Origin of the sequence: Streptomyces sp. NPDC048278 (genome assembly GCF_040652195.1) — a bacterium.
Taxonomy (GTDB): Bacteria; Actinomycetota; Actinomycetes; order Streptomycetales; family Streptomycetaceae; genus Streptomyces.
On the sequence record NZ_JBEZLP010000030.1, the window covers coordinates 104,117 to 126,971 of the forward strand.

Annotated in this window: 23 protein-coding genes; 7 read left to right on the forward strand and 16 right to left on the reverse strand. The window is 72.3% G+C overall.

All coding sequences use genetic code 11. From position 1 onward, the window contains the following. Positions 1-34 precede the first annotated feature (34 nt). Positions 35-607, forward strand: coding sequence for a MarR family winged helix-turn-helix transcriptional regulator (locus AB0D74_RS37715; RefSeq protein ID WP_362597040.1), 573 nt, complete (start codon positions 35-37; stop codon positions 605-607). Between the two features lie 11 nt (positions 608-618). On the opposite strand, the gene AB0D74_RS37720 is transcribed toward AB0D74_RS37715, so the two are convergent. The 10 genes from AB0D74_RS37720 to AB0D74_RS37765 all read right to left on the reverse strand — a co-directional run bounded on the left by AB0D74_RS37720 (position 619) and on the right by AB0D74_RS37765 (position 10,756). Beyond that, positions 619-1,332, reverse strand: coding sequence for a type 1 glutamine amidotransferase (locus AB0D74_RS37720; protein ID WP_362597042.1), 714 nt, complete (start codon positions 1,330-1,332; stop codon positions 619-621). Next, positions 1,329-2,819, reverse strand: a complete 1,491-nt coding sequence (locus AB0D74_RS37725; RefSeq protein ID WP_362597045.1) for an aldehyde dehydrogenase — start codon at positions 2,817-2,819, stop codon at positions 1,329-1,331. Before AB0D74_RS37725 ends, AB0D74_RS37720 begins: the two co-directional genes overlap by 4 nt. Before the next feature lie 59 nt (positions 2,820-2,878). Further along, a complete protein-coding gene (locus AB0D74_RS37730) occupies positions 2,879-4,324 on the reverse strand; it encodes an APC family permease (RefSeq protein WP_362597048.1) in 1,446 nt (481 codons plus the stop codon). A gap of 186 nt (positions 4,325-4,510) precedes the next feature. Next, the gene (locus AB0D74_RS37735) at positions 4,511-5,173 is read right to left on the reverse strand and encodes a TetR family transcriptional regulator (RefSeq protein ID WP_362597051.1); all 663 of its coding nucleotides are present in this window, start codon (positions 5,171-5,173) and stop codon (positions 4,511-4,513) included. A gap of 43 nt (positions 5,174-5,216) precedes the next feature. Then, on the reverse strand, positions 5,217-6,062 hold the full coding sequence (locus tag AB0D74_RS37740) for a fumarylacetoacetate hydrolase family protein (protein ID WP_362597056.1): 846 nt from the start codon (positions 6,060-6,062) through the stop codon (positions 5,217-5,219). An 8-nt stretch (positions 6,063-6,070) separates the two neighbouring features. After that, on the reverse strand, positions 6,071-6,997 hold the full coding sequence (locus tag AB0D74_RS37745) for a 3,4-dihydroxyphenylacetate 2,3-dioxygenase (protein ID WP_362597060.1): 927 nt from the start codon (positions 6,995-6,997) through the stop codon (positions 6,071-6,073). Continuing rightward, positions 6,990-8,450: an aldehyde dehydrogenase gene (locus AB0D74_RS37750; RefSeq protein ID WP_362597063.1), complete on the reverse strand. Its 1,461-nt coding sequence runs from the start codon at positions 8,448-8,450 to the stop codon at positions 6,990-6,992. The genes AB0D74_RS37745 and AB0D74_RS37750 overlap by 8 nt, the downstream gene beginning before the upstream one ends. 98 nt (positions 8,451-8,548) lie before the next feature. Further along, positions 8,549-9,361, reverse strand: coding sequence for an acetoacetate decarboxylase family protein (locus tag AB0D74_RS37755; RefSeq protein ID WP_362597066.1), 813 nt, complete (start codon positions 9,359-9,361; stop codon positions 8,549-8,551). Between the two features lie 10 nt (positions 9,362-9,371). Next, a complete protein-coding gene (locus AB0D74_RS37760) occupies positions 9,372-10,565 on the reverse strand; it encodes an FAD-dependent oxidoreductase (RefSeq protein ID WP_362597069.1) in 1,194 nt (397 codons plus the stop codon). Between the two features lie 2 nt (positions 10,566-10,567). Continuing rightward, entirely contained in the window at positions 10,568-10,756 is a 189-nt protein-coding gene (locus AB0D74_RS37765) for a ferredoxin (protein WP_362597072.1), read from the reverse strand. Between the two features lie 359 nt (positions 10,757-11,115). Between AB0D74_RS37765 and AB0D74_RS37770 the strand changes: the two genes are divergently transcribed. Both AB0D74_RS37770 and AB0D74_RS37775 read left to right on the forward strand, forming a co-directional pair. Next, positions 11,116-12,510 carry a glutamine synthetase family protein gene (locus AB0D74_RS37770; protein WP_362597075.1) on the forward strand — a complete coding sequence of 465 codons (1,395 nt, stop codon included), beginning with the start codon at positions 11,116-11,118 and terminating at the stop codon, positions 12,508-12,510. A 40-nt stretch (positions 12,511-12,550) separates the two neighbouring features. Beyond that, positions 12,551-13,825, forward strand: a complete 1,275-nt coding sequence (locus tag AB0D74_RS37775; RefSeq protein ID WP_362597078.1) for a cytochrome P450 — start codon at positions 12,551-12,553, stop codon at positions 13,823-13,825. Between the two features lie 9 nt (positions 13,826-13,834). On the opposite strand, the gene AB0D74_RS37780 is transcribed toward AB0D74_RS37775, so the two are convergent. Then, positions 13,835-14,389, reverse strand: a complete 555-nt coding sequence (locus AB0D74_RS37780; protein WP_362597081.1) for a cysteine hydrolase — start codon at positions 14,387-14,389, stop codon at positions 13,835-13,837. Positions 14,390-14,549: 160 nt separating this feature from the next. On the opposite strand from AB0D74_RS37780, the gene AB0D74_RS37785 reads away from it, so the two are divergent. Then, positions 14,550-15,164: a TetR family transcriptional regulator gene (locus AB0D74_RS37785; RefSeq protein WP_362597084.1), complete on the forward strand. Its 615-nt coding sequence runs from the start codon at positions 14,550-14,552 to the stop codon at positions 15,162-15,164. Between the two features lie 19 nt (positions 15,165-15,183). On the opposite strand, the gene AB0D74_RS37790 is transcribed toward AB0D74_RS37785, so the two are convergent. Beyond that, complete coding sequence (locus AB0D74_RS37790; RefSeq protein WP_362597087.1) at positions 15,184-15,825, reverse strand: HD domain-containing protein; 642 nt, start codon at positions 15,823-15,825, stop codon at positions 15,184-15,186. Positions 15,826-15,944: 119 nt separating this feature from the next. Here AB0D74_RS37790 and AB0D74_RS37795 point away from each other — a divergent pair, with 119 nt between their 5' ends. Together AB0D74_RS37795 and asnB are read left to right on the forward strand one after the other, a co-directional pair. Continuing rightward, the gene (locus AB0D74_RS37795) at positions 15,945-16,904 is read left to right on the forward strand and encodes a GlxA family transcriptional regulator (protein ID WP_362597089.1); all 960 of its coding nucleotides are present in this window, start codon (positions 15,945-15,947) and stop codon (positions 16,902-16,904) included. A 197-nt stretch (positions 16,905-17,101) separates the two neighbouring features. Beyond that, entirely contained in the window at positions 17,102-18,592 is a 1,491-nt protein-coding gene (gene asnB / locus AB0D74_RS37800; RefSeq protein ID WP_362597092.1) for an asparagine synthase (glutamine-hydrolyzing), read from the forward strand. 50 nt (positions 18,593-18,642) lie between these two features. Here the strand turns inward: asnB and AB0D74_RS37805 are convergent, their stop codons facing one another. From AB0D74_RS37805 to AB0D74_RS37815, 3 genes are all read right to left on the reverse strand, one after another. Continuing rightward, the gene (locus AB0D74_RS37805) at positions 18,643-19,623 is read right to left on the reverse strand and encodes a fatty acid desaturase (protein ID WP_362597095.1); all 981 of its coding nucleotides are present in this window, start codon (positions 19,621-19,623) and stop codon (positions 18,643-18,645) included. A gap of 76 nt (positions 19,624-19,699) precedes the next feature. Continuing rightward, entirely contained in the window at positions 19,700-20,755 is a 1,056-nt protein-coding gene (locus tag AB0D74_RS37810; protein ID WP_362597098.1) for a saccharopine dehydrogenase, read from the reverse strand. A gap of 211 nt (positions 20,756-20,966) precedes the next feature. Next, the gene (locus AB0D74_RS37815; protein ID WP_362597101.1) at positions 20,967-21,857 is read right to left on the reverse strand and encodes an NADP-dependent oxidoreductase; all 891 of its coding nucleotides are present in this window, start codon (positions 21,855-21,857) and stop codon (positions 20,967-20,969) included. A gap of 125 nt (positions 21,858-21,982) precedes the next feature. Between AB0D74_RS37815 and AB0D74_RS37820 the strand changes: the two genes are divergently transcribed. Then, positions 21,983-22,387: a helix-turn-helix domain-containing protein gene (locus AB0D74_RS37820; protein ID WP_362597104.1), complete on the forward strand. Its 405-nt coding sequence runs from the start codon at positions 21,983-21,985 to the stop codon at positions 22,385-22,387. Position 22,388: 1 nt separating this feature from the next. Here the strand turns inward: AB0D74_RS37820 and AB0D74_RS37825 are convergent, their stop codons facing one another. After that, positions 22,389-22,511: a hypothetical protein gene (locus AB0D74_RS37825; protein ID WP_362597107.1), complete on the reverse strand. Its 123-nt coding sequence runs from the start codon at positions 22,509-22,511 to the stop codon at positions 22,389-22,391. Positions 22,512-22,855 lie beyond the last annotated feature (344 nt).

Genomic DNA, 22,855 nt, shown 5'->3' on the forward strand with positions numbered 1-22,855 from the left:
TTTGAGGCCGAACGAAAGTCGAGAAGGAGCCACCGTGCCCGGTCACCGGTCCATCACCGAAGCGGAGAAGCTCGCCTCGGCGAAGCTCGGCGGGATCCCGGTCCGCCGGGACCAGATGGCGGCCGTGGCCAACGTCCACCGGGCCGCCTCCGCCGTGCGCCAGCACCTGGAGAACTCCGTGCTGCGCGGCTCGGACCTCACCTGGACCGCGTTCGTGGTGCTGTGGGTCGTCTGGGTGTGGGGCGAGTCGGAGACCCGGCACGTGGCGGAGGAAGCCGGGATCTCCAAGGGCACCCTCACCGGCGTGGCCCGCACCCTGGAGTCGCGTGGGCTGCTCGGCCGTGCCGGGCATCCGGACGACGGCCGCCTGGTGCTGCTCAGCCTCACCGAGAAGGGCGAGGAGCTGATGCAGCGGGTGTTCCCGGAGTTCAACGCGGAGGAGGCCTTCGTGACCTCCGGGCTCAGCGACGCCGAGTGCCGGACCCTCGCGGAGCTGCTGCGCCGGGTCGTGCTCCAGGTCGAGGACCACGGCGAGGAGCGGCGGCGGGAGCTGCTCGGCGGCGCCGAGCCCGCGCCGCGCCGCAGCGGGCGGCGCCCCAAGGCCTGATCAGGGCACCCTCATTCGGCTGCCGCCCGCACGAGGGCGTCGAAGAGCCGCTGCTGGACGGGGTCTTCGTGCGCGGTGTCCTCGGGATGCCACTGCACGGCGGTGAACCAGCCCCGCCCGTCGGTCAGTTCGAGTCCCTCGACCGTGCCGTCCGCCGCGGTCGCCGTGACGGTGAGGCCGGTGCCGAGGCGGTCGACACGCTGGTGGTGGTAGCAGGAGGCGTCCGCCTTCGCCTCCCCCAGCGCCTGTTCGACGCGTGACCCTGGACGGACGGTGACCGGGTGGCGCAGGTGCCGGTGGGTGCGGTCCGGGCCGCCCATGTCCTGCTCCAGCGTGCCGCCCAGCGCCACGTTCACGGCCTGCAGTCCCCGGCAGATCGCCAGCAGCGGCAGCCCCGACTCCAGTGCGTGGCGCGCGACGTGCAGGTCGAAGCTGTCCTGGAGGTCGTCGACGTCGTAGACGCTGTCGTGGGTGTCGGCGGCGCCGTAGCGGTACGGGGCGAGGTCGCCGCCGCCGGGCAGCAGCACCCCGTCGAAGCGGGCGAGCCGCCCGGCCGCGTCGGCGTCGGCGGGGTGGATGCTCGCGGGTTCGCCGCCGGCCCGCCAGACGGCCTCGATCAGAGCCCGGGCGTTGACCTCGGCGGCGAAGCGGAGGGCCGAGGTGGTGGCGGAGAACCGGGCGGGGACGGCGATGAGCGGGCGGAGCCGACCGGGCGGACGGGTCACAGCTGGATCCAGGTGGTCTTGAGGTCGGTGTACTTGTCGATCGCGTGCGCGGACTTGTCCCGCCCGTTGCCGGACTGCTTCATCCCGCCGAACGGCACGGTCAGATCGCCCTCCTCGTAGCAGTTCACCCAGACCGTGCCGGCCTTCAGGGCGCGGGAGACCCGGTGCGCGGTGGACAGGTCGGAGGTCCACAGGCCGGCCGCGAGCCCGTACTCGGTGGCGTTGGCGAGCCGGACCGCCTCGTCCGGGTCGTCGAAGGCGAGGACGGACAGCACCGGGCCGAAGATCTCCTCACGGGCCAGCCGCATCCCCGGGTCGACGCGGTCGAAGACCGTCGGTTGCAGATAGCTGCCGCCGGTGTCCGTCAGGGTCCGGCCGCCCCCCGTGCGCAGCCGGGCCCCCTGCGCGCGTCCGGCGTCGACATGCCCCTGCACGCGCTCGAGATGTGCCTCCCCGGCCAGCGCGCCCATCTCGGTCGCCGGGTCGAGCGGGTCACCGATGCGGAGTTCCTCGGCGCGGCGCACGACGGCGTCCGTGACCCGTTCGGCGATCGAGGAGTGGACCAGGAGCCGGGAGGGCGCGGTGCACATCTCGCCCTGGTTGAAGAAGATGCCCCAGGCGGCGGTGGCGGCGGCCCGGTCCAGGTCGGGGGCGTCCGGGAGGATGATGTTGGGCGACTTGCCGCCCAGCTCCAGCCAGACCCGTTTGAGGTTGGAGTCGGCGGAGTAGCGCAGGAAGTGGCGGCCGACGGCGGTGGAGCCGGTGAAGGCCAGCACGTCGACGTCCGGGTGGAGGCCTAGGGCCCGCCCGGCCGTCGGCCCGTCGCCGGTGACGACGTTCAGCACGCCCGGCGGGAGTCCGGCCTCGGTGCCGATGCGGCCCAGGAGGAGGGCGGAGAGCGGGGAGGACTCGGACGGCTTCAGGACGACCGTGCATCCGGCCGCGAGCGCCGGGGCCACCTTCCAGCTCGCCAGGGTGAGGGGGAAGTTCCAGGGGACCACCGCGCCGACGACGCCGGTCGGCTCGCGGGTGACCAGGGCGAGGGCGTCGGAGGGGGTGTGCGGGGACTCGTCGGTGAGCTTGTCGGCCAGTTGCCCGTACCAGCGGAAGGTGGCGATGGCGGCGCGCAGTTCGATGGCGTACGCCTCGGTGATCGGCTTGCCCATCTCCAGCGTGATGGTGAGGGCGAGCTCCTCCCGCCGCTCTTCGAGGAGGTCGGCCAGACGCAGCAGGATCCGGCCGCGCTCGGCGGGCGCCGTCCGCGGCCAGGGCCCGGTGTCGAAGGCGCGGCGGGCGGCGGCCACGGCGTGGTCGACCTCGGCCTGTCCCGCGTCGGCGACCTGGGCGAGGAGTTGTCCGTCCCGGGGCGAGACGACGGCGAAGGCTGCTCCTCCGCCGGGTTCGTCGGTGCCGTCGATGTGGTGGTGTGCGGGCAGGTCGAGGGCCTTGGCCCGGCCGATCAGTTCGTCGGGGGTGAGGTCGAGCATGGGGTTCCCCATCGATGGGCGGGGGCCCGGCCGTGCGGGGCCGGGCCCGGCGGGGTGGGTCAGCGGCGGTGGACGAGGCGTGCGGTGCCCGCCCCGAGGAGCAGGACGGCGGGGACGGCGAGGACGAGCCAGACGGCCGTGGTGGTGGCGCCGCCGATGAGGGTCGTGAAGTTGGCGAGGATGACCCAGATCATGGCGGCGATGCCGAGGGCGCCGAGGGCCGGGGCGATCCGTGTGTTCCAGAGCCGGGTGTCGAGGCGTTCGCGGCGGAAGAAGACGATCACCGAGACCGAGGTCAGGAAGTACAGCAGCATGCAGGCGAGGACCCCGACGCCGCTGAACCAGGAGAAGAGGGTGAGGACGGGGTCCTTGCCGGCGAGGGCGAAGGGCATCACCAGGAGTACGGCGATCGCCGTCTGCACCAGGCCCGCGGCCCGCGGCGAGTGCCGGTGGTTGAGGGTGCGCAGGCCGCCCGGCAGCAGGCCCTCGCGGCTGAGCGAGAACAGGTAGCGGTTGGCGGAGTTGTGGAAGGCGAGGATGCCGGCGAAGAGGGAGGTGGCGAGCAGGATCGGCAGGACGTCGTTCACCCAGCCGCCGAACTGGTCGGCGATGGGCGCGAAGACGAAGACGGTGGAGTCGCCGCCCGCGAGGGCCTTGCCCGCGGCGGCGGTGACCTTCGAGGGGCCGTACGAGGAGACCAGCATCCAGGAGACGAAGGCGAAGAAGCCGGTGACCACGGCGACCGAGAGGTAGGTGGCGCGGGGGACGGTCCTGCGGGGCTCGCGGGCCTCCTCGCCGTAGATGGCGGTGGCCTCGAAGCCGAACATCGAGGCGACGGCGAACATCAGGGCCACGCCGGGCGCGCCCTGGAGCACCGCGTGCGGCGCGAACGTACCGCCGAAGTCGAGTCCTTCGGGTCCGCCGCCCTTGACGAAGGTGACCACGGCGAAGGCGAGCAGGATGCTGAACTCGGAGAGCACGAACACCGCGAGGACCTTGGCGCCCAGTTCGATCCCGGCGGCGCCGAGCACCTGGACCACGGCCATGGTCACCAGGGCCCAGACCCACCAGGCGATGTGCGCGCCGGAGTAGTGCTCGACGAGCCCGCTGACGGTGGCGCCGTACAGGCCGTACATCGCGGCCTGGACCGTGCAGTAGGCGAACAGGGCGACGGCGGCGCTGCCGCTGCCGGTCGTCCGGCCGAGTCCCTTGCCGATGTACGTGTAGAAGGCGCCGGCGTTGACGACGTGCCGGCCCATGGCCACGAAGCCCACCGAGAACAGCAGGATCACCGCTCCGGCGAGGGCGTAGGCGGCCGGGGCCCCGGCGCCGTTGCCGACGGCGACCGCGATCGGGACGGCGCCCGCGATGCCGGTGAGCGGTGCCTGGGCGGACAGGACGAAGAAGAGGATGCCCAGGACACCCAGGGCGTTACGTTTGAGGGTGGCCGCGGGCTGGTCGCCCGCTCCGGCCTGCGGAGAGGCGTCGACCGTCTGACTGTCCACTCGGATCACCTGCTGAGGGGAAGGGAGAGTTTTCGTTTTGAGCCAAACGAGTTGCCTCATGGTGGGCCCGAACTATCCATCTGGCAAGGGGGTGGGAGGGGGAATTTACGCCGGGGAAACCGCCGCGCCCAGGGCATGGCGAACCCCCCGGCGCGACCGCGACAGGGGGTTCCGGGCCGGGCACGCTCAGGCGCGACCGTCCGGCGACCGCTCGCCCAGGGCCCGCAGCAGGGAACGCAGCTCGGCCAGGGCGGCCTCGGTGTCAGCGCGGTCGCCTATGCCGGTGAGCTGGTGCAGCACCAGACCGTCCAGCGCGGCGAAGACCAGTCGGTTGAAGGCAGGGCTCGCGCCGCCGGGCAGGATGCGGGCCAGTTCGCGCTGGGAGGCGCCGAAGTACTCGTCGTACAGGGCGCGGACCTGCGGGAGCAGCTCGGGCCGGCGGCGGGCCTCCAGGAGCAGCTCGTACTGGTACGCCTGGCCGTCCGCGTCGTCCTCGACCATGTCCGTCAGACCGGCCACGAAGTCCTCGGGCTCCCCGGTGCCGGGCTCCAGCAGGCTGCTGCTCAGGCTGAGGCGTACGGCGTAGGCGAGGGACTCCTCGATCAGCGCGTCCCGGGAGCCGAAGTGGTGGACGACCAGGCCGTGGGTGACCCCGGCCTCCTCGGCCACGGCCCGGTAGGTGAGGTGCCGCAGTCCCCGCGCGCCGACGACCCGCACGGCGGCCTTGAGCAGCGCCTCGCGCCCCTCGCCGTAGCCGAGCCGCCTGCGCGACCGGTCGTCGGACCGGTCCTCCGGCCGCTCGTGCGGCCGGTCGTCGGGCCGGTGCGGGGTCTCGGCGGATTCGGTCATGGCCGCGACCCTACCCGCCGGTTCCCGGCGCCTGCCGTGGCGGCTACCTGCGGGGCGCACGGACGCCACGGAACTCCCAGTCCCCGCCCAGCGCGGTGGACAGCACCTCCTCGGACTCGGTGGGCTGTGCGCCGACGTCGGTACGGATCGGGGTGGGCCCGGTGACGATGTGGTTGGTGAGCCGCCCCAGCCCCTCCACCTCGACCTCGACGACGTCGCCGGGTTGCACGGGCCGCGAGTTGGCCGGGGTGCCGGAGAGCAGCACGTCGCCGGGGTACAGGGTGATCGTGCGGGCGATGTCGGCGACGAGATAGTGCATGTCCCACTTCATCTCGTCGGTGGAGCCGTCCTGGACGACCTCGCCGTTGACGTACGTGCGCAGCCGCTTGCCGTGGAAGTCCCAGTCGGTGACCAGGCCGGGGCCCAGCGGGCACAGCGTGTCCGACCCCTTGACCCGCAGCATGGACCCGACGTCGGTGTCCCGGAAGTCGTGCAGGCCGTAGTCGTTGGCGACCGTGTACCCGGCGATGTACTCCCCCGCCTCGGCCGGCGCGATGTTCCGCGCGGTCCTCCCGATGACGATGGCGACCTCGCCCTCGTAGTTGAGCCACTTGCAGCCCTCGGGCCGGACGACGGCGCCCCGGTGAGAGTTGAGGGCGGAGGTCGGCTTGTGGAAGTAGGTCGGGGTGTCGGGCAGCCCGATCCGGAACTCCTCGACCCGGCTGCGGTGGTTGAGATGGACGGCGATCACCTTGGAGGGGACGACCGGCGGCAGATGCCGCGCCTCCTCGGTCCTGACGCGGCGCCCGTCCCCGGCGACGAGTTCGTCCCCGTCGACGGTGACCTGGACGGCGGCGCCGTCGAGGAGGATACGGCGGTACTCGGGCATGGGTGCTCCTAGTGGCGGCTGTGCGGGGTGCGCGGGGCGGGTGTGCCGGTGCCGGTCCAGCCGTCGGCCGGCCGGTCGAACCAGAGGTGGACCTGGCCGGTGCCGACGGAGTTCTCGTACTCGCCGTACTGCCGGGCCCCGGCCACGCAGCCCTGTTCGCCGAGGGCGCCGGCCATCATCAGGTAGTGCGAGAACCTCGCCTCGGGCTTGACCTTCCAGAACGCGTCCATGGTGTCGAGGACCTTGTCGTGCCGGCCCTCCTTGAACCACCCGATGCGTTCGCGGTCCGCCTCCCGCGCCTCGGGCGTGCGGATGTGCGCCGGGTCACTGGCCTCGTGGTCACGCAGCTCGCGCAGCGGCCAGAAGGTGTGCGAGAGGGCACCGGAGGCGATGAGCAGCACCCGCCGCCCCTCGGTGGCCGCGATGCCGTCGGCGAGTGCCCGCCCGAGCCGCAGATGGTCCTCCATGTCCCCGGTCTGGCACACCCCGATGGTCACCCACCGCTTGTCGGGCAGGCCCTCGCCGAGGAACTTCCAGAGGTTGATCGTGGCGTAGTAGACGGGCAGGTACTCGTCGTCGATCGCGGTGATCCAGGTGCCGTGCTTGTCCGCGAACTTCTCGATGTTGCGGGCGAGTTCGGGGTCGCCGGGGAAGTCGTACGGCATCCGGCACATCCCGCGCGGCAGTTCCTCGGAGGTGAACAGGCCCGCCCTGCGCTGCTGGGCCGCGACCACGAACTCGACGGTGGTCGCCCAGTGCGAGTCGAGTACGACGACGGTGTCGTAGTCGTCCCGCTCGAAGACGTCCGCCCGGAGTTGCCGGAGGCCGGTGACGAGGGTGATCTCCTTGCCCTCGTTGAGCTCCAGCCGCTCGGCCTCCGGCAGCACGATGGTGGGGACGTGGGCGAGGAGGCCCGCCCCGACGATCTCACCCATGGTCGTTCCAGCCCTTCGGTGCGGTGACGGTGTTCTTCAGGTCGCAGTAGAAGTCGAAGCTCCAGGTACCGCCCTCGCGCCCGACCCCGGAGAGCCGGGAGCCGCCGAACGGCGCCTGGAGGTCCCGTACGAAGAAGCAGTTGACCCACACGGTGCCGGCGACCAGCCGCGCGGTGACCCGCTCGGCGCGCTCGGGGTCGCCGGTGGCGAGGGTGGCCGCGAGCCCGAACCGGGTGTCGTTGGCGAGCCGGACCGCCTCCTCCTCGTCGGCGAAGGACTGGAGGGTGAGAACGGGCCCGAAGACCTCCTCCTGCACGATCTCGCTGTCCTGTGCGACATCGGTGAGGAGCGTCGGCGCGTAGAACTGCCCGTCCTGGCGGTGCCCACCGAGCACGGCACGCGCCCCCGCGCCGATCGCCCGCCGCACGAACCCGTCGATCTTCTCCAGCTGACGGGGGTGGATGTTGGGCCCGACGTCGGTGGCCTCGTCGCGCGGATCGCCCTGCCGCAGCGCGGTGGCCTTCGCCACGAACCGCCGGGTGAACTCCTCGACGACCGGCTCCTCCACCAGCAGCCGGGTAGCCGCCAGGCACACCTGCCCGGCGTTGTCGTACTGCTCCACCGCGAGGTCGACGGCCAGGTCGAGATCGGCGTCGGCGAACACCAGCAGGGGTGACTTGCCGCCGAGTTCGAGGCTCAGGGGCGTCAGGTTGGCGGCGGCCGAGGCGGCGATGCGCCGGGCCGTCGGCACGGACCCGGTGAAGCTGATCCGGCGCACGTCCGGATGGGACGTGAGCGCGTCGCCGATCTCGGCGCCGTACCCCTGCACGACGTTGAGCACACCGGCCGGCAGCCCGGCCTCGGCCGCGATGTCGGCGAGCAGGGAGGCGGTGAGCGGGGACCACTCGGCGGGCTTGAGGACGACCGTGTTCCCGGCGGCGAGGGCCGGGGCGACCTTCCAGGTGGCCAGCATGAGCGGGGCGTTCCACGGCGTGATCAGCACACAGGGCCCGGCGGGGTCCCAGCTGACGTGGTTGGTGTGCCCGCGGGTCTCGAAGTCGTCGTGCTCCAGCGTCAGCAGCCAGTCCGCGAAGAACCGGAAGTTGTGGGCGACGCGGGGCATGACCCCACGGCGGTGCGACCGCAGCAGCGCGCCGTTGTCCGTCGTCTCGACGATCGCGAGCTCTTCGATCCGCTTCTCGACCCCGTCGGCCACGGCATGGAGAAGGCGTGCGCGCTCGGCGCGGGGGGTGGCGGCCCAGGACGGGAAGGCCGCCTTGGCGGCGGCGACGGCGGCTTGAGCTTCGGCGGGACCGCCGCGGGCAATCTCCCCGATCGGCTTTCCGTCGATGGGCGAGTTGTCGGTGAACGTCTCGGCGGAAGCCACACGTTCACCACCGATCCAGTGCCGGGTGTCCACGGGAACTCCGGCGACAATGATCTTGTGAGACATGAGCAAGGGTCCAATCTCGACTGAGGTTACTGCCGCTTACCTAGGGGCGCGGGGAACTGCGCGACCAACCCCCACGCACCCGCACCCGACCACGCACCTCACTCGGCGCCCCCTCCCGACGTTCCGGACTCAAGAAGCCGCCCCCCGTCCCACACCACCCCCACCTGCCGGTAGTACGCCGCGATCGGCTCCCGCACCTCCAGCCGGGCCAGCTCCTCCGTAGGCGCCTCGAACAGCTCCAACTCGGCCTCTCCAACCCACGGTTGACCCCCTTCGAACTCCGCCGCCCCCGACTCGATCAGCTCGTCAAGGGCCAGCCCCTTCCCCTTCTCGATCGACGGCAGCCACCGGTGATGAGCCATCGGATGCCCGTTGACGAACCCGTTGGTCCCGGACGGCTCGCGCAGCGTCACCAGCACCTGGGCCAGCCGCCGGTCGGCCGCCGCCAGCGTCGCCCCGAACCGCGCCCCCGGCTCGATCCGCGGAGCGGGCCCGTACGGATGCGGTCGCGTCTGATGGATCGACCCGAGCTTCTTGGGGTACCCCTGGTGCAGCCCGCGGGCGATCGCGAAGTCCTTGTCGACCCAGATGTAGACGCAGCGCGAGTACGTCTGTCCCCGGTAGGAGCAGCGCACGACCGCGAAGGCCTCCTTGTACTGGGAGAGCACCGGGTCCAGCAGTTCGTCCCCCGAGGCCGAGCAGGACTGCCAGTCGGCCCAGATCAGAGCCACGGCGCCGGGATCCTCGTCGGCCGGCTCCAGTGGCTCGGGCAGCAGTTCGCGCACCCGTGCGGGATCCGTCCGGTACTCGACGGTCAGCAGGTCACCGGAGTACCGCCACGGTGGCGCGGGAATCAGCGACGAGGCACCGCTCGCCGTCTTCGGATGGAAGTAACCGCGGAGACTTGCCACTTGGGGCTCCTTACACAGTGAGGGCGGGCTGGTTCAGCAGCTCGGCGCGGTAACGGGCGGCGGACGCGGCGACGGCCTGCCCGCCGAGCGCGACGACACCGACGAGCCGGCCGTCGTGGTGGTAGCCGACGAGCACGTCCCCCGCCGGATCTCCGTCGAGGACGCGGACGTCGTCCTTGCCGAGCGCCGGCGCCCCGAAGGACTGGAGCCGGAAGTCGTGCTGGTCGCTCCAGAAGGTGGGCAGCGGCGCGAAGGGCACCGGGGCGGTGTCGGCGACCAGGGTCCGCGCCGCGTGCTTGGCGGTGTCGGTCGGGATGGACCAGTGCTCGACCCTGCGCGGCACACCGTCGTAACGGGCGTTGGGGAACCGGGCCACGTCGCCGACCGCGACCACGTCCGGCCGGCCGCCGGCCCGGAGGCAGGAGTCGGTGAGCACCCCGTCGGTCAGGTCGAGCCCGTTGCCGTCGAGCCACTCGGTGTTGGCGACCGAACCGACCGACTCGACCACCACGTCGGCGGGCAGCACGGAACCGTCGCTCAGCTCCACCCCGGTCACCTGCTCGTCCCCCAGGAAGCCGGACACCCCGGACCCCAGTGCGAAACGCACCCCGCGCTCCTCGTGCCGCTTCAGCAGTGCCCGGCCCAGCAGCTCGCCGAGCGGCCCGGCCATCGGCAGGGGCAGCGGATCGACGACCGTCACCTCGGCGACGCCGAGACCCACCGCGGTCGCGGCGACCTCGCAGCCGATGAACCCGGCGCCGACCACGACGACCCGGACACCGGGCCGGGTCAGCGCCGCGCGCAGTCCCCGGGCGTCGTCGAGGGTGCGGACCGTGTGGCGCCCGGCCCGGGGTCCCGGGCAGCCCAGGCGTCGGGGGCGCATTCCGGTGGCGACGACGAGTCCGTCGTACGGCAGCTCGGTGCCGTCGTCGAGCCGTACCGTCCGCTCGTCCAGTCGCGCGGCGACCACCGTCCTGCCGAGCCGCCACTCCACATCGGACACACTGGTACGCGGCCGGAAGGCGAGGGACTCGAAGGACGCCCGGCCGGCCAGGACCTCCTTGGACAGGGGCGGCCGGTTGTAGGGCATGTGCGGTTCGTCGCCGACGAGGGTGACGGCGCCGCTCCAGCCGGCCGCGCGCAGTTGCTCGGCGGCGCGCAGGCCGGCCATGGAGGCGCCGGCCACCACGATGCGCGCGTTCACGGTCAGCCCTCGATCCGGATCGCCTGGAGCGGGCAGACGTCGGCCGCTTCCTCGACCTCGTCGCGCAGCGCGTCGTCGGGGTCGGAGACGTAGGCGAGGTGGCCGGCGTCGTCGAGGGAGAAGACGTCGGGGGCCGCGAAGACGCACTGGCCGTGGTCCTGGCACTTGTTCATGTCGACGACGACCTTCATGGCCGGTCCTCCTGGGGGAGCGGAAGCGAAGGGAACGGGGGAACGGAGAGAAGTAGTGGGCCCGGCCGGTCCTGCCGACCGGGCCCTGCCAACGGACTGCGGCGGACCGCGGTCCGGACTCGTTTGGCTTCAAACAAGGTAGGCAGCCGTCACCCCCTGGTCAATACCTATCCGTATGGATAAATTCTTTGCGCCGCCCTCTTGCGGCAAGGTGCACCCCTGCCTACCGTTTGGCTTCAAACAGCAGGCCGTTGCGCTGCGGGGAGCCTCCGCCACCGCACCCCGGCCGCCCGCCCTCACCTCCCGCACCATCTGGCTGTTCGTGGTGTCCCGACGTCCGTCCGCCCAAGGAGACAACGGTGAGCGATCAAGACCATGCAGAAGTCCGCCGGCGCCTGGACCGGCTCGCCACCGACGGCATCGACGTCGTCCGGGTGACCTATCCGGACCTCATCGGCACGGACCGGGCGCGTGACGTGCTGGTGGAGGAGCTGCCCCGGACCCTGGAGCACGGGCTGGCCTTCTGCCGGGCGGTGTACCACACGAGTCCGCAGGGGGACGTGGTGCCGGTCAGCGGCGGCCTGGACGCGGGGCTGCCCGACGTCTGCGTACGGCCGGACCTCACCACCCTGGTCGCGCTGCCCTGGGAGCCGGGCGTGGCGGCCTGCCTCGCCGACGTCACCGATCCGGCCACCGGGGCACCGGCTGCCGAGTCACCGCGCGACCTGCTGCGGTCGGTCCTGGACCGGTGCCGGGAGCACGGGCTGAGCCCGGTCGTCGGGCCCGAGCTGGAGTACTTCCTGTGCGAGCAGGACCCGGCCGGCGGCTGGCGGCGCTACGGCAGCGTCCCCGGTGTCGTCTACACGGCCGGACTGCGCGCCGACCCCGACAACCATCTGCTGCGCACCCTGCGCCAGGTGCGCGACCTGCGCATCGGGGTGCTGAGCGGGAACCACGAGTTCGACGGCGGGCAGTTCGAGATCAACCTGCTGCACTCCGACGCGCTGTCCGCCGCGGACCGGGCGTTCCGCTTCAAGGCCGCGGTGAAGGAACTGGCCCGCCGCGAGGGCCGGCTCGCCACCTTCATGGCCAAGCCCTTCAACGACGCGGGCGGCTCCGGCTTCCACCTGCACCTCTCCTGCACCGACGGTTCCGAAGGTCCAGACGGTTCGGACGGTTCGGACGGTTCGGACGCCGAGGGCCGCAACGCCTTCGACGACCCGTCCGGCGCGTACGGGCTCTCCGCCACCGCCCGGCACGCGATCGCCGGCCTGCTCGCCCACGCACCCGCCCTCGCCGCGCTCCTCAACCCGACCGTCAACTCGTACAAGCGCTTCGGGCCGGACACCCTCGCCCCCTGGCTGATCGACTGGGGCCTGGACAACCGCAGCGCGATGGTCCGGGTGCCACCCGAGCGCGGCGCCGGCGCCCGGCTCGAACTGCGCCTGGGTGACGCGAGCGCCAACCCGTACCTGGCGATCGCCGCGACCACCGCAGCCGCACTCCTCGGCGTGCTGGCCGAGGAGGAGCCGCCCGCCCCGCTGGAGGGCTACGGGTACGACACCGCGAAGGCGGCCGTGCTGCCCATGGACCTGTCCGCCGCACTCGACGCGCTGGAGGCGGACACCGACCTGGCCGGACTGCTCGGCAAGGACTTCACCGACTCCTACCTGTCCTACAAGCGCAACGAGGTCGAACGCTTCCGACGGCACGTCACCGACTGGGAGTTCACCGAGTACGCCTACCACCTGTGACCACCCGCGGCCAGCCGTGACGACCCTCGAAGGACCGACGATGACCACAACCACCGGCGTCGAGCCCCTGTCGCTCGCCGATGTCGACCTCGCGAACCTCGACAACTTCACCGACGGGGTCACGCCCTGGCGGATGTTCCACACCCTGCGCCACGAGGACCCGGTGCACTGGCAGCCGGAGGAGGCGCCCAACTCCGGCTTCTGGGCCGTCACCCGGCACGCCGACATCGCGCGCGTCGACCGCGACGCCGAGACGTTCACCTCCACCCGGTTCGTGAACCTGGAGGAGGTCGACGAGGACCAGATCCGCAAACGTGCCTCGATCCTGGAGCTGGACGGCGTGCGCCACCGCGCCCTGCGCAGCGTGATCCAGCGGCAGTTCGGGGCGGGGGTCATCAACAGCTACACCGACTTCCTGCGCGGGCTGACGGCGAAGACGCTGGACGCGGCGCTGGCCAAGGGGACCTTCGACTTCGTGAAGGAGGTCTCCGCGGACTTCCCGATCAACGTCCTGGCCCGCCTCCTCGACGTACCGCCGGAGGACAACCAGCAGTTGATCGACTGGGGCAACCGCATCATCGGCAACACCGACCCCGACTACGCGGACGTCCTGCTGCACAGCGCGGAGAGCGAGAAGTACCGCGACCTGCCGTTCCGCTCCCCCGCCTCGCTGGAAGTCTTCGAGTACGGCCGGGAGCTGGCCCGGCAGCGGCGCGGCGGCGAGGGCACGGACCTGGTCTCCAAGCTGGTCAACGCCACCCCGCGCGACGGAGTCCCGCTGTCCGCGCAGGACTTCGACAACTACTTCCTGCTGCTGGTGGTGGCCGGCAACGAGACCACCCGGCACACCATCACCCACTCGATGCTGGCCCTCCTCCAGCACCCCGAGCAGCTGGCCCGCCTCAAGGACGACCCGTCCCTGATCCCGACGGCGGTCGAGGAGTTCCTGCGCTGGGCGTCCCCCGTCTACCACTTCCGCCGTACCGCGACCCGCGAGGTCGAGCTGGGCGGCAAGCGGATCGGGGAGGGCGACAAGGTCGTCATGTGGTACGCCTCGGGCAACCGCGACGAGGAGGTCTTCGGGAACCCGTACGACTTCGACGTCGCCCGCACCGGCAACGACCACGTCACCTTCGGCAAGGGCAGCCCGCACCTGTGCCTGGGCAACCTGCTCGCGCGCACCGAGATCCGGATCATGTTCGAGGAGCTGATCCCCCGGCTGGCCGGCATCCGGCTGGTCGGCGAGGTGCCGCGGGTGCGTTCCAACTTCGTCAACGGCATCAAGAAGCTGCCGGTCGAGGTCAGCCTCGCCTGACGTCGGGCGTCAGAGTGCCGCCACCCACTCGTCGACGGTCGTGACCTCCGCCTGCTTCGGGAACACCTTCTCCGTGAGCACCCGGTGCACCTCCGGGTCGGAGTCCAGGCAGCCGTCGGACAGGACGGTGAGCTCGAAGTCGAGGTCGGCGGCCTGGCGCAGGGTGGAGAGCACGACGCCGCTGGTGGCGATGCCGGTGAGGACGAGGTGGTCGATCCCGCCGGCCCGCAGCACCATGTCGAGGTCGCTGCCGGCGAAGGCGCTGACCCGCCGCTTGGTGACGACCGGCTCGCCGGGCGCGGGAGCCACGTCCGGATGGACCTCCGTGGCCCGGTCGTCGCCGGCCGGCCGCGGCGCGGCGCCCACCAGGCCCCGGAACATCTTGTTGCGGGCGCTGACCTCCGGGTAGCCCGGGCGGAAGCCGACGACGACGTAGATCACCGGGATGCCGCCCGCGCGGGCCGCGTCGATCGCCTTGCTCAGTCGTGGGAGGTAATCGGGGGCGGGAAAGCGGTCGGCGACGACCTGCTGGACATCCATGACGAGGAGGGCTTGCTGAGGCACCGTCTCTGTTCCTTCCACGCGACCCGATTAGTCATCAAGCGATTACTTGGCAACGTAGACCCCGCTGCGGGATCATGTCAACGCATGATTACCTCGTGGCGGGTTCGCGGAGCCCCGGTCCGCCGAAGGGTCCGGGGTGGCGTCGAGGAGAGGAGCCGCTGTGGCATCGGACGACGTGACCGATCAGGCCGCCGACGGGACCCGTCGCCGGGATGCCGCGGCGACCCGGCAGGCCCTGCTGCTGGCCGCCCGCACCCGGTTCACCCAGTTGGGCTACGACCGTACGACGCTCCGGGACGTCGCCGCGGACGCCGGGGTCAACCTGGCACTCATCAAGCGGTACTTCGGCTCCAAGGAGGGCCTGTTCAAGGCGGCGCTGGCGTCGACTCCCCGGTTCCTGGGCGGTGACGGCGAGTTCCCGCGCGACCGGGGAGCGCTGGCCGGGGCGCTCAGCCGGCAGCTGGCGGCCGGGGCCTGGGCGGAGTTCGGCGAGCACCCGGTGCTGATGCTGCTGCGGGACTCCGGGGACGAACAGGTGGCGGAGCTGCGCCGCCGGGCCCTGGCGGAGTTCGGCCGCCAGGTGCTCGAAGCGTCGGGCGCGTCTTCGGCACCCGACGCCGAGCTGCGGGCGGAGCTTCTGGTGGCCCTCGGCGTCGGGGTCGCCGTCGTACGCTCCGCCGTGGGCCTGCGGCCCCTGGCCGACGCGACACCCGACGACCTCCTCGGGCCCCTCAAGGACGTGGTGGAGGGGCTGCTCGGACCGCCGGCGGACTGACCGGCCCCGCCCGGACGGATCACTCGGGCCAGGCCGAGTCCTTGATGACCTCGACGAAGTCGCCGCGCCGGAAACCGGGGACGAAGTGCGCGAGCACGTCGGCCTTGACGTTGCCGAAGGTGGTGTCGGGGCGGTCCTGGATGCCCTCGGTGAAGGCGGCGAGGATCCGGTTCTTGAAATCGGGCCGGGGGTGCGCCGCGACGACCGCCGCGCGCTGCCCGTCGGTGACCTCGTGGTAGCCGATGCCCAGCACGTCCAGCTCGACCCCGCGGGTGACCAGGGCGATCTCGGGTGCCATGTGCAGCGGGATCTCCGGGGTGGTGTGCAGGGCGACGGCCGTCCAGACCCGGTCGGCGGGTTCGCCGGTGACGCCGTGGGCGTTCAGGAAGGCGCGGGCCTCGTCGGCGCCGTCGATCTCGAAGCGCTGGTCGGTGCGGCGCAGGCTCTTGGTGAGGCCCAGGTCGTGGAACATCGCACCGACGTACAGCAGCTCGGGGTCGAAAACCAGCCCGAGGGCCCGGCCGCGCAGCACGCCCCACAGGAAGACCCGCCGGGAGTGGTCGAACACCAGCGGGCCGGCCACGTCCCGGACCAGCTCGGTGGCCTCCCGGACCAGGGCGGTGTCGGGGATCCGCACACCTGCGATCTCTTCGCTCGTCATTCTCGGCCTCCGTGCCGGATGGGTGAGGTACCTCGCTGCACCTCGACGCACCTCCAGGGTTCTCCGGGGGACGTAGGCTGGGCCATGTCTCTGTCGCCGGGAAAACCACGGATTCGGACATGACGCATCGAGTGGGCTTGCTGGTCTTCGAGGGGGTGACCATGCTCGACGTCAGCGGTCCGGCGGAGGTGCTGCACCAGGCGGGCCGGCATGCCGACCCCTACGAGCTGGTGCTGGTCTCCCCGGAGGGCGGCACGGTCACCACGTCCGCCGGACCGGCGCTGACCGGCACGGTCCGGGCGGCCGACGCGGGCCCGGTCGACACGGTCCTGGTGGCCGGCGGCGACCGGCTCGCCGAGCGGCCGGTCGAGGACGCGCTGCTCGCCACGGCCCGCGACCTGGCCGAGCGGGCGCGCCGGGTCGCCTCGGTGTGCACCGGCGCGTTCGTGCTGGGCGAGCTGGGCCTGCTCGACGGCCGGCGCGCCACCACGCACTGGCGGCACGCGGCGGCCTTCGCACGCCGGTACCCGCGGGTGCGGGTCGAGCCGGACGCCATCCACGTCCGCGACGGGCGGTACGTCACCTCGGCCGGCATCAGCGCGGGCATCGACCTCACCCTGGCCCTGGTGGAGGACGACCACGGCGCGGACGTGGCGCGGGAGGTCGCCCGCGAACTGGTCGTGTTCCTGCAACGCCCGGGCGGCCAGTCGCAGTTCTCCACGGCCATCACCACGCCGCCCGCCCGCAGCGACCTGCTCCGCACCCTCATCGCGTCCGTCCTCGCCGATCCGGCCGCCGACCACAGCCTGCCCGCCATGGCCGCGTCCGCCGCCGTCAGCCCCCGGCACCTGACCCGGCTGTTCACCGCCGAGCTCGGCACCACGCCCGCGCGCTGGGTGGAGCAGGTCCGCCTGGACCGGGCCCGGCAGCTGCTCCTGGACGGCCACAGCGTGACCGCGGCGGCCCGGCACAGCGGCCTGGGCACCGACGAGACCCTCCGGCGCGCCTTCGCCCGCCACCTGGGCACCACCCCGACCCACTACCGCAGACGCTTCGCGACGACCGGCCGCCCGGGCTGACCGGCGGGGAGGCGTGTCGAGCGCCGTACCGCGCGCGGACGCCCTGCCCGAGGTGGCGGGCCACGGGTTCGACCGGGCGTGTGGTTCAGAGCCCGGGCCGCTTCCGGCTGCCGCGGATTCGAGGGTTTGACCTGCGACTCTGGCGGCGGACGAGGTGGGACGGCCCCAGCTCGCGGGCAGCAGGTGGAGGACATCTCATGTGTGGCATCGTCGCCGCGGTCGGGAACGTCGATACGCGGCTCTGCCGCGCCATGCTGGACCGGCTCGCCCACCGCGGGCCCGACGACAGCGGCGAGGTACGGCGGGGCGACGTGTGGCTGGGGCATCAGCGGCTGTCGGTCGTGGACGTCCCCGGCGGTCATCAGCCGCTCGCGGGGCCCGGGGGCGCGTCGTACGTGGTGGTCAACGGCGAGATCTACAACCACCTCCGGCTCAGGGAGGAGTTGGGGGTCGAGCGGTTCTCGACGGGTTCGGACAGCGAGGCGGCCCTCCAGGTGCTGCTGGTGGACGGCCCCGTCGGGCTCACCCGGCTGCGCGGCATGTTCGCCCTCGCGTATCTCGACGAGGAGGGTGCGTTCCTTGTCGCCCGGGACGCCCTCGGGGTGAAGCCGCTCTACTGGGTCCGCAGGGACGACTGTGTGCTGTTCGCCAGTGAGCTGCGGGCCTTCGACGAGGTCGACCGCCCCCTGGTGGAGAGCTTCCCGCCCGGCTGCTGCTGGAGCCCCCGGGGCGGCCTGGTGCGCTTCGCCGACGCCGTCCCCGCCCGGGTGCGCCCGGCGAAACGTCCGTCGGCCGACGGACGGTGGGACGAGTCCCTGCTGAAGGCGGTCCGCGAGACGGTCGTCACCGCCGTCGAGGACCGGATGATGAGCGACGTCGGCATCGGGGTGTTCCTCTCCGGCGGTCTCGACTCGTCGATCGTCACCGCGGTGGCGGCCGAGTACGCACGACGCCACGGACATCGCCGGCCGCTTCCGACCTTCGCCGTCGGCACCCCGGACAGTCCGGACCTGCTGGCCGCGCGGGTGGTCGCCGACCACCTCGGCACCGATCACCACGAGGTGGTGATGTCGCCCCAGGAGGCGGTGGACACACTCCCGCGGGCCATCCGTGCGATCGAGCACTTCGACGTGCACCTGGTGCGCAGCGCGGTACCGAACGTGCTGCTGGCCGAATACGCCTCCCGGCACGTCCGCGTGGTGCTGACCGGCGAGGGCGCGGACGAGCTGTTCGCCGGGTACCCGGACTGCCACCAGGAGCGCTACTCCGCCGCGGAAGCCCTGCAAGGGAGGCTCGTGGAGACGGTGGAAGGGCTGCACTGGGAGAACCTCCAGCGGTGTGACCGTACGACGATGGCCTTCGGTCTGGAGGCCCGGGTGCCCTTCATGGACCGGGACGTGATCAACCTGGCGCTGTCGGTCCCGCCCGAGTACAAGATGATCCATCCGGGCGTCAAGGAGAAGCAGCTCCTGCGCGAGGCCTTCGCCGGCTGGCTGCCGACGCAGATCCTGGAACGCGGCAAGCTCCAGTTCGGCCACGGAACCGGAGCCAAGGACGTGCTGACGGCCGTACAGGCTCCGGCGTCGTCCCGGGACGCCGAGGAGGAGGCCGCGTTCTACCGGTTGTGGCGTGCCGAGTTCCCGGGCATCGACCCGCTGCGCACCCTCGGCCGCCCACCGCTGCGGTGAGGGCCGAGCGCTGAGCGGTACCGGGTACGGAGGTGGGGTGCTCGGGGCCGTCACTGCGGAGTGTCGTACTCCGCCTGGGGACCGGCGAGGGGCGCCCGGCTCCGGGGGGTGCGGAGGCTGCGGTAGAAGTCGCGGTAGGTGCGGTGGTAGTGCAGGGCGCGGGGGGCCGTGATCCGGTGGAGCCGGCTCAGGCGGGAGATGGGCAGCGAGGGCATGAGGTGGTGCTCGACGTGGAAGTTGTTCCCGTTGGTGTACCAGGCCATCAGCCGGTTGGAGCGGATGGTGCGGGTGTTGCGGAAGACGTCGGTGGTGCCGGTGTCGCAGCGGTAGTGCTCGGGCAGTTCGACGGCCGCGTGAACGGGTCCGGCCACGACCAGCACCGGGACGAGCCAGGCCCAGACGGCGAAGGTGCTGCCGGTGGCGACCGAGGCGGTGACGGCCGTGCCGAGAACCGCGGTGATGAGGAGATGGTCGCGGCGGATGTCCCGGACCGTGGCCGGTTTCTCGCCGGGCACGGGGCGGCCCGCGGCCAGGCGCAGCGTGTCGGCGAGGAACTGCCGGTAGAGGCTGACCATGGAGAAGCGGTAGACCCAGGCGAGCACGGTACGGGCACGAGTGCGGTCGGTGTGGCCGTACTGGTCGCCGTAGTCGAAGTACTCGCGGTTGTCGGGGGTGCCCAGACAGCGGTGGTGGCGCATGTGGGCGGCGCGGTAGGCGGAGAAGCTGGTGAGCATCGGGATGCCGAGGAGCACACCGGCGACGACGTTGGCCCGGCGGCCACGGAAGCCGATGCTGTGCAGGGCTTCGTGCTGCAGTTCCAGGGCGTGCGCGTACATCAGGCCCAGCAGGAGCACCCCGCAGGCGATGCTCCAGACCGAGCCGTGCCGGACCAGGAGGGCACCGGCCACGACGAGCAGGACGAGCAGGAGGAGTTTCCCGGCAAAGCGCCGGCCGTCTATCTGGTCGTGGACACTGCCGAACGTGGCGCGGACCTCGGCCATGGCCCGGGTACCGCGGTGCGGATCGTTCATGATGCGCCTTGCCTTCCCGCGGCGCGGTCGTGCCTGCCGGCGAGAGCCGCGCCGCTGCTGTCGGATGCTGTGGGGCTCAGTGGAGCCGGCCGGAGGTGGCGGACAGGCGCAGGAAGTGCTCCTGCGCCCGCTGCCAGAGCGGGGAGCCGTCACGCAGCGCGGGCAGGTGGGCGCAGAGGGCACGGGAGAAGTCACGGCTGGCCTCGACGGGGATCAGCGAGCACAGGTTGTCCAGGCCGATCACGTCCAGCGGGCGGCCCCGGCCGTACAGGCGCTGCACGGGGCGGTCCCAGGTGCTGGGTTCGGTGTACACGGGCAGGGCGTGGGTGGGGGCGCCCACGTCGCACGTGACGTCCCCGACCACCGACAGGCGGCGCGCCGGGTGATCGAGGTCCTGCTCCGTCAGCAGGGCGGGCACGGCGTGCTGGGCACCGATCGCGTTGATCAGGATGTCGTGGCCCAGCAGGGCCTCGCGGTCCAGCCGCGCGGTCTCCGGCCGGCCCCAGCGCGCTGGGACGATGCCCGCGGTCTCCAGTGCCTCGCAGGCTCCCCGGCCGCATCGGCCGCGCGCGCCCACGACCACCGCGGTCTCCCGGCGGTCCCGGCCTCGCCGGGAGGAACGAAGGCGCGCTTGCAGTTCCCCATGGGACAGGGGTTCCACCAGCGCGGGCAGGACCCGACGCGCGTGCAGTACCGCCAACGCGGCGCCCACGTAACCGGCCCAGTAGCCGAAGGCGGCCACCCGTCGCCCGTCGTCGTCGACCAGGCACTCCATGTCCAGCAGCGCACCGCCCCCGGCCGTGAACCGGGACAGCAGCTCCCGCCCGCCGGGCTGGCCCTTGTAGGCGTGCGCGAACACCACATGCCGGTTCCGCAATGCCCAGGGCTGGGAGGGCACGCCCTTGAGGCCGACGATGACGTCTTCGGGGCGGGCCCTGGACCAGCTGCCCTGCGGAACGATCCGGCAGCCCGCGGCCTCGTATTCCGCGAGCGGGAAGACGCGGTGCGGTGATCTCTCGACGGTCATGCCGATGCCCCGGGCCACCAGTGACCGGGCATCGTCCGGCACGATGGCGGCACGCCGCTCGGTCGGTCGTTCTTCGCTTCGCAACCACAGCTTGAGCGTCATCATCCCGTCCAGCCGACTATGCCCTCGGTGGTTTCCAGACTGGACAACGACAGGCCGATCGGCGTGCTGACGGTGGCGTTCGGGTGTGAGCGGGCAGCGACCACGCCGGCCGCCACCCGCCTCGGACCGGGCAGCCCCCGGCGTTCACGGCCCTGCGGACCCGGCCCCCGTTCGCCCGGCCCGCGGCCCGCCCCGCCCCGCTCCGGCCCGCCGCTCAGGGAATCAGCACCAGCCGACCGCGCACCCCGCCCTCGGCGAGGCGGGCGTGCGCCTTGGGGGCGGCGTCCAGGGGGAACGTCTCGGCCACTCGGAGGGTCAGTACGCCCTCGTCCACGAGTCCCGCCAGCTCGGCCAGGCGTGTTCCGTCCGCGGTCACGGCGACCGCGGTCGTCCGCACCCCGCGCACCGGGGCGGGTTCGCCGCCGGGCCGGACACCGACGTAGCGGCCCCCGTCCCGCACCCACGTCAGGGCCGGCTCACCCAGAACCGCCGCGTCCAGTACGGCGTCGAAGCTCCCGGCCTCGGCGTCGCCCGCCGTGAAGTGGGCGGCGCCCAGGGACCGTACGAGCTCCTCGTCGGCCTCGCGGGCCAGTGCGGTCACCGACATCCCCCGGTGGGCGGCGAGTTGGACGGCGAAGCCGCCGACCGCGCCCGCCGCGCCGGTCACCAGCAGGGACTGCCCCTCGGCCGGCTCCAGGAGGTCCAGGGCCTGTACGGCGGTCAGCCCGTTCAGCGGCAGCGTCGCCGCGTGCACCGCGTCCACCGCGGCCGGGGCCGTGGCCGCCGCGTCCGCCTCGACCACGACGTACTCGGCGTGCGTGCCGAGCGGTCGCACGATGCCCGGGTCCAGCGCCACCACCTGGTCGCCGACGCCCCAGGCGGTCGCCACGCCGGCCGCGTCCACGGTTCCGGCGACGTCCCAGCCGAGCCCGATCCGCTTGCCCGCCCCGCCGAAGAAGCCGGCCCGCACTCCCGCGTCCACGGGGTTCAGCGCGGCTGCCGCGACCTTGATCCGCACCTGGCTCGGACCCGGCTCCGGCCGCTCCGTCTCCACGACCTCCACGGCCTCGGGTCCGCCGAACGTGTTCACCACTGCTGCGCGCATGACGCGTTGCTCCCTCTACGGCTTTCCTGCCTCGGTCTCTCCTCAGCTGTCCTCGACCCTAGGAAGAGTTACTATCCGACGGTAAGTAGTTACCTGAAAGTGCCTAGGTCCCCCAGAGGTGAGCGATGCCGACGACGACGGCGGCCCAGCGGCGCGAGCAGGCGCGCGTGGAGTACGACGCGTTCATCCGGGCCTGCCCCACCAACCAGCTGCTCGACCGGATCAGCGACAAGTGGGTCAGCCTGGTCGTCTGCGCCCTGGTCCCCGGCCCCATGCGGTACAGCGAACTCGCCCGCAAGATCGCCGGCGTCAGCCCCAAGATGCTCACCCAGACCCTGCGCTCCCTGGAACGCGACGGCATCCTCGCCCGCACGGTGACCCCCGCCGTCCCGGTCCGCGTGGACTACGAACTCACCCCGCTCGGCCTGAGCCTCGCCCTGCTGCTGGCAGGCGTGAAGAACTGGGCGGAGGCCCACATCGAAGAGGTCCACGACGCCCGCGAGCGCTACGACGCGGAGGTCGAGAGCTAGATCAGAAAACGTTGTTCCGGCGGTGCCGGCCGCGTAGTTCGACGAATCTGGTGCGGGCTTCTTCTTCCGGGAGCCCCTGGTTGACCTGGATCAGCAGGTCGGCGAGGGCGTCGCGGGACTCCATGAAACCCCGCCACTTCTGCTGGGGCCGGTACCAGGTGTCGAACGCGGTCCCGATCGCGACCAGGAGCGACAGGACGGGAATCCAGCCGACGAGCCGGCTCGCGGCGCCGGCATCACCTATTTCGTGACCCGCTTCACCCTGATCGTCGCGTCGGCGGTCGTCGCGGCCGGCTCCCCGTTCCCCCTGAGATCCAAGCTGATCGCTCCCAAGTCGGCGTGTCCGATGGCCCGTTCCGCACCCCATTGTCCCGCGCCGCCGCGCTCCGGGATCCACGTCGGCGCAGCGGCCGAAAAGCGGTGTCAGGGCGTCCCAACGCGCCGCTCGCAACCGCCAGTTCAAGCCGT

Bases quoted from the DNA above. Each gene is read 5' to 3' on its own strand.
- AB0D74_RS37820 (WP_362597104.1), top strand. From the start codon at position 21,983: ATGCCGACGACGACGGCGGCCCAGCGGCGCGAGCAGGCGCGCGTGGAG.
- AB0D74_RS37790 (WP_362597087.1), bottom strand. From the start codon at position 15,825: ATGACGAGCGAAGAGATCGCAGGTGTGCGGATCCCCGACACCGCCCTG.
- AB0D74_RS37725 (WP_362597045.1), bottom strand. From the start codon at position 2,819: ATGCTCGACCTCACCCCCGACGAACTGATCGGCCGGGCCAAGGCCCTC.
- AB0D74_RS37795 (WP_362597089.1), top strand. From the start codon at position 15,945: ATGACGCATCGAGTGGGCTTGCTGGTCTTCGAGGGGGTGACCATGCTC.
- AB0D74_RS37750 (WP_362597063.1), bottom strand. From the start codon at position 8,450: ATGTCTCACAAGATCATTGTCGCCGGAGTTCCCGTGGACACCCGGCAC.
- AB0D74_RS37740 (WP_362597056.1), bottom strand. From the start codon at position 6,062: ATGCCCGAGTACCGCCGTATCCTCCTCGACGGCGCCGCCGTCCAGGTC.
- AB0D74_RS37765 (WP_362597072.1), bottom strand. From the start codon at position 10,756: ATGAAGGTCGTCGTCGACATGAACAAGTGCCAGGACCACGGCCAGTGC.
- AB0D74_RS37745 (WP_362597060.1), bottom strand. From the start codon at position 6,997: ATGGGTGAGATCGTCGGGGCGGGCCTCCTCGCCCACGTCCCCACCATC.
- AB0D74_RS37805 (WP_362597095.1), bottom strand. From the start codon at position 19,623: ATGAACGATCCGCACCGCGGTACCCGGGCCATGGCCGAGGTCCGCGCC.
- AB0D74_RS37810 (WP_362597098.1), bottom strand. From the start codon at position 20,755: ATGATGACGCTCAAGCTGTGGTTGCGAAGCGAAGAACGACCGACCGAG.
- AB0D74_RS37735 (WP_362597051.1), bottom strand. From the start codon at position 5,173: ATGACCGAATCCGCCGAGACCCCGCACCGGCCCGACGACCGGCCGCAC.
- AB0D74_RS37825 (WP_362597107.1), bottom strand. From the start codon at position 22,511: ATGGAGTCCCGCGACGCCCTCGCCGACCTGCTGATCCAGGTCAACCAG.
- AB0D74_RS37815 (WP_362597101.1), bottom strand. From the start codon at position 21,857: ATGCGCGCAGCAGTGGTGAACACGTTCGGCGGACCCGAGGCCGTGGAG.
- AB0D74_RS37775 (WP_362597078.1), top strand. From the start codon at position 12,551: ATGACCACAACCACCGGCGTCGAGCCCCTGTCGCTCGCCGATGTCGAC.
- asnB (WP_362597092.1), top strand. From the start codon at position 17,102: ATGTGTGGCATCGTCGCCGCGGTCGGGAACGTCGATACGCGGCTCTGC.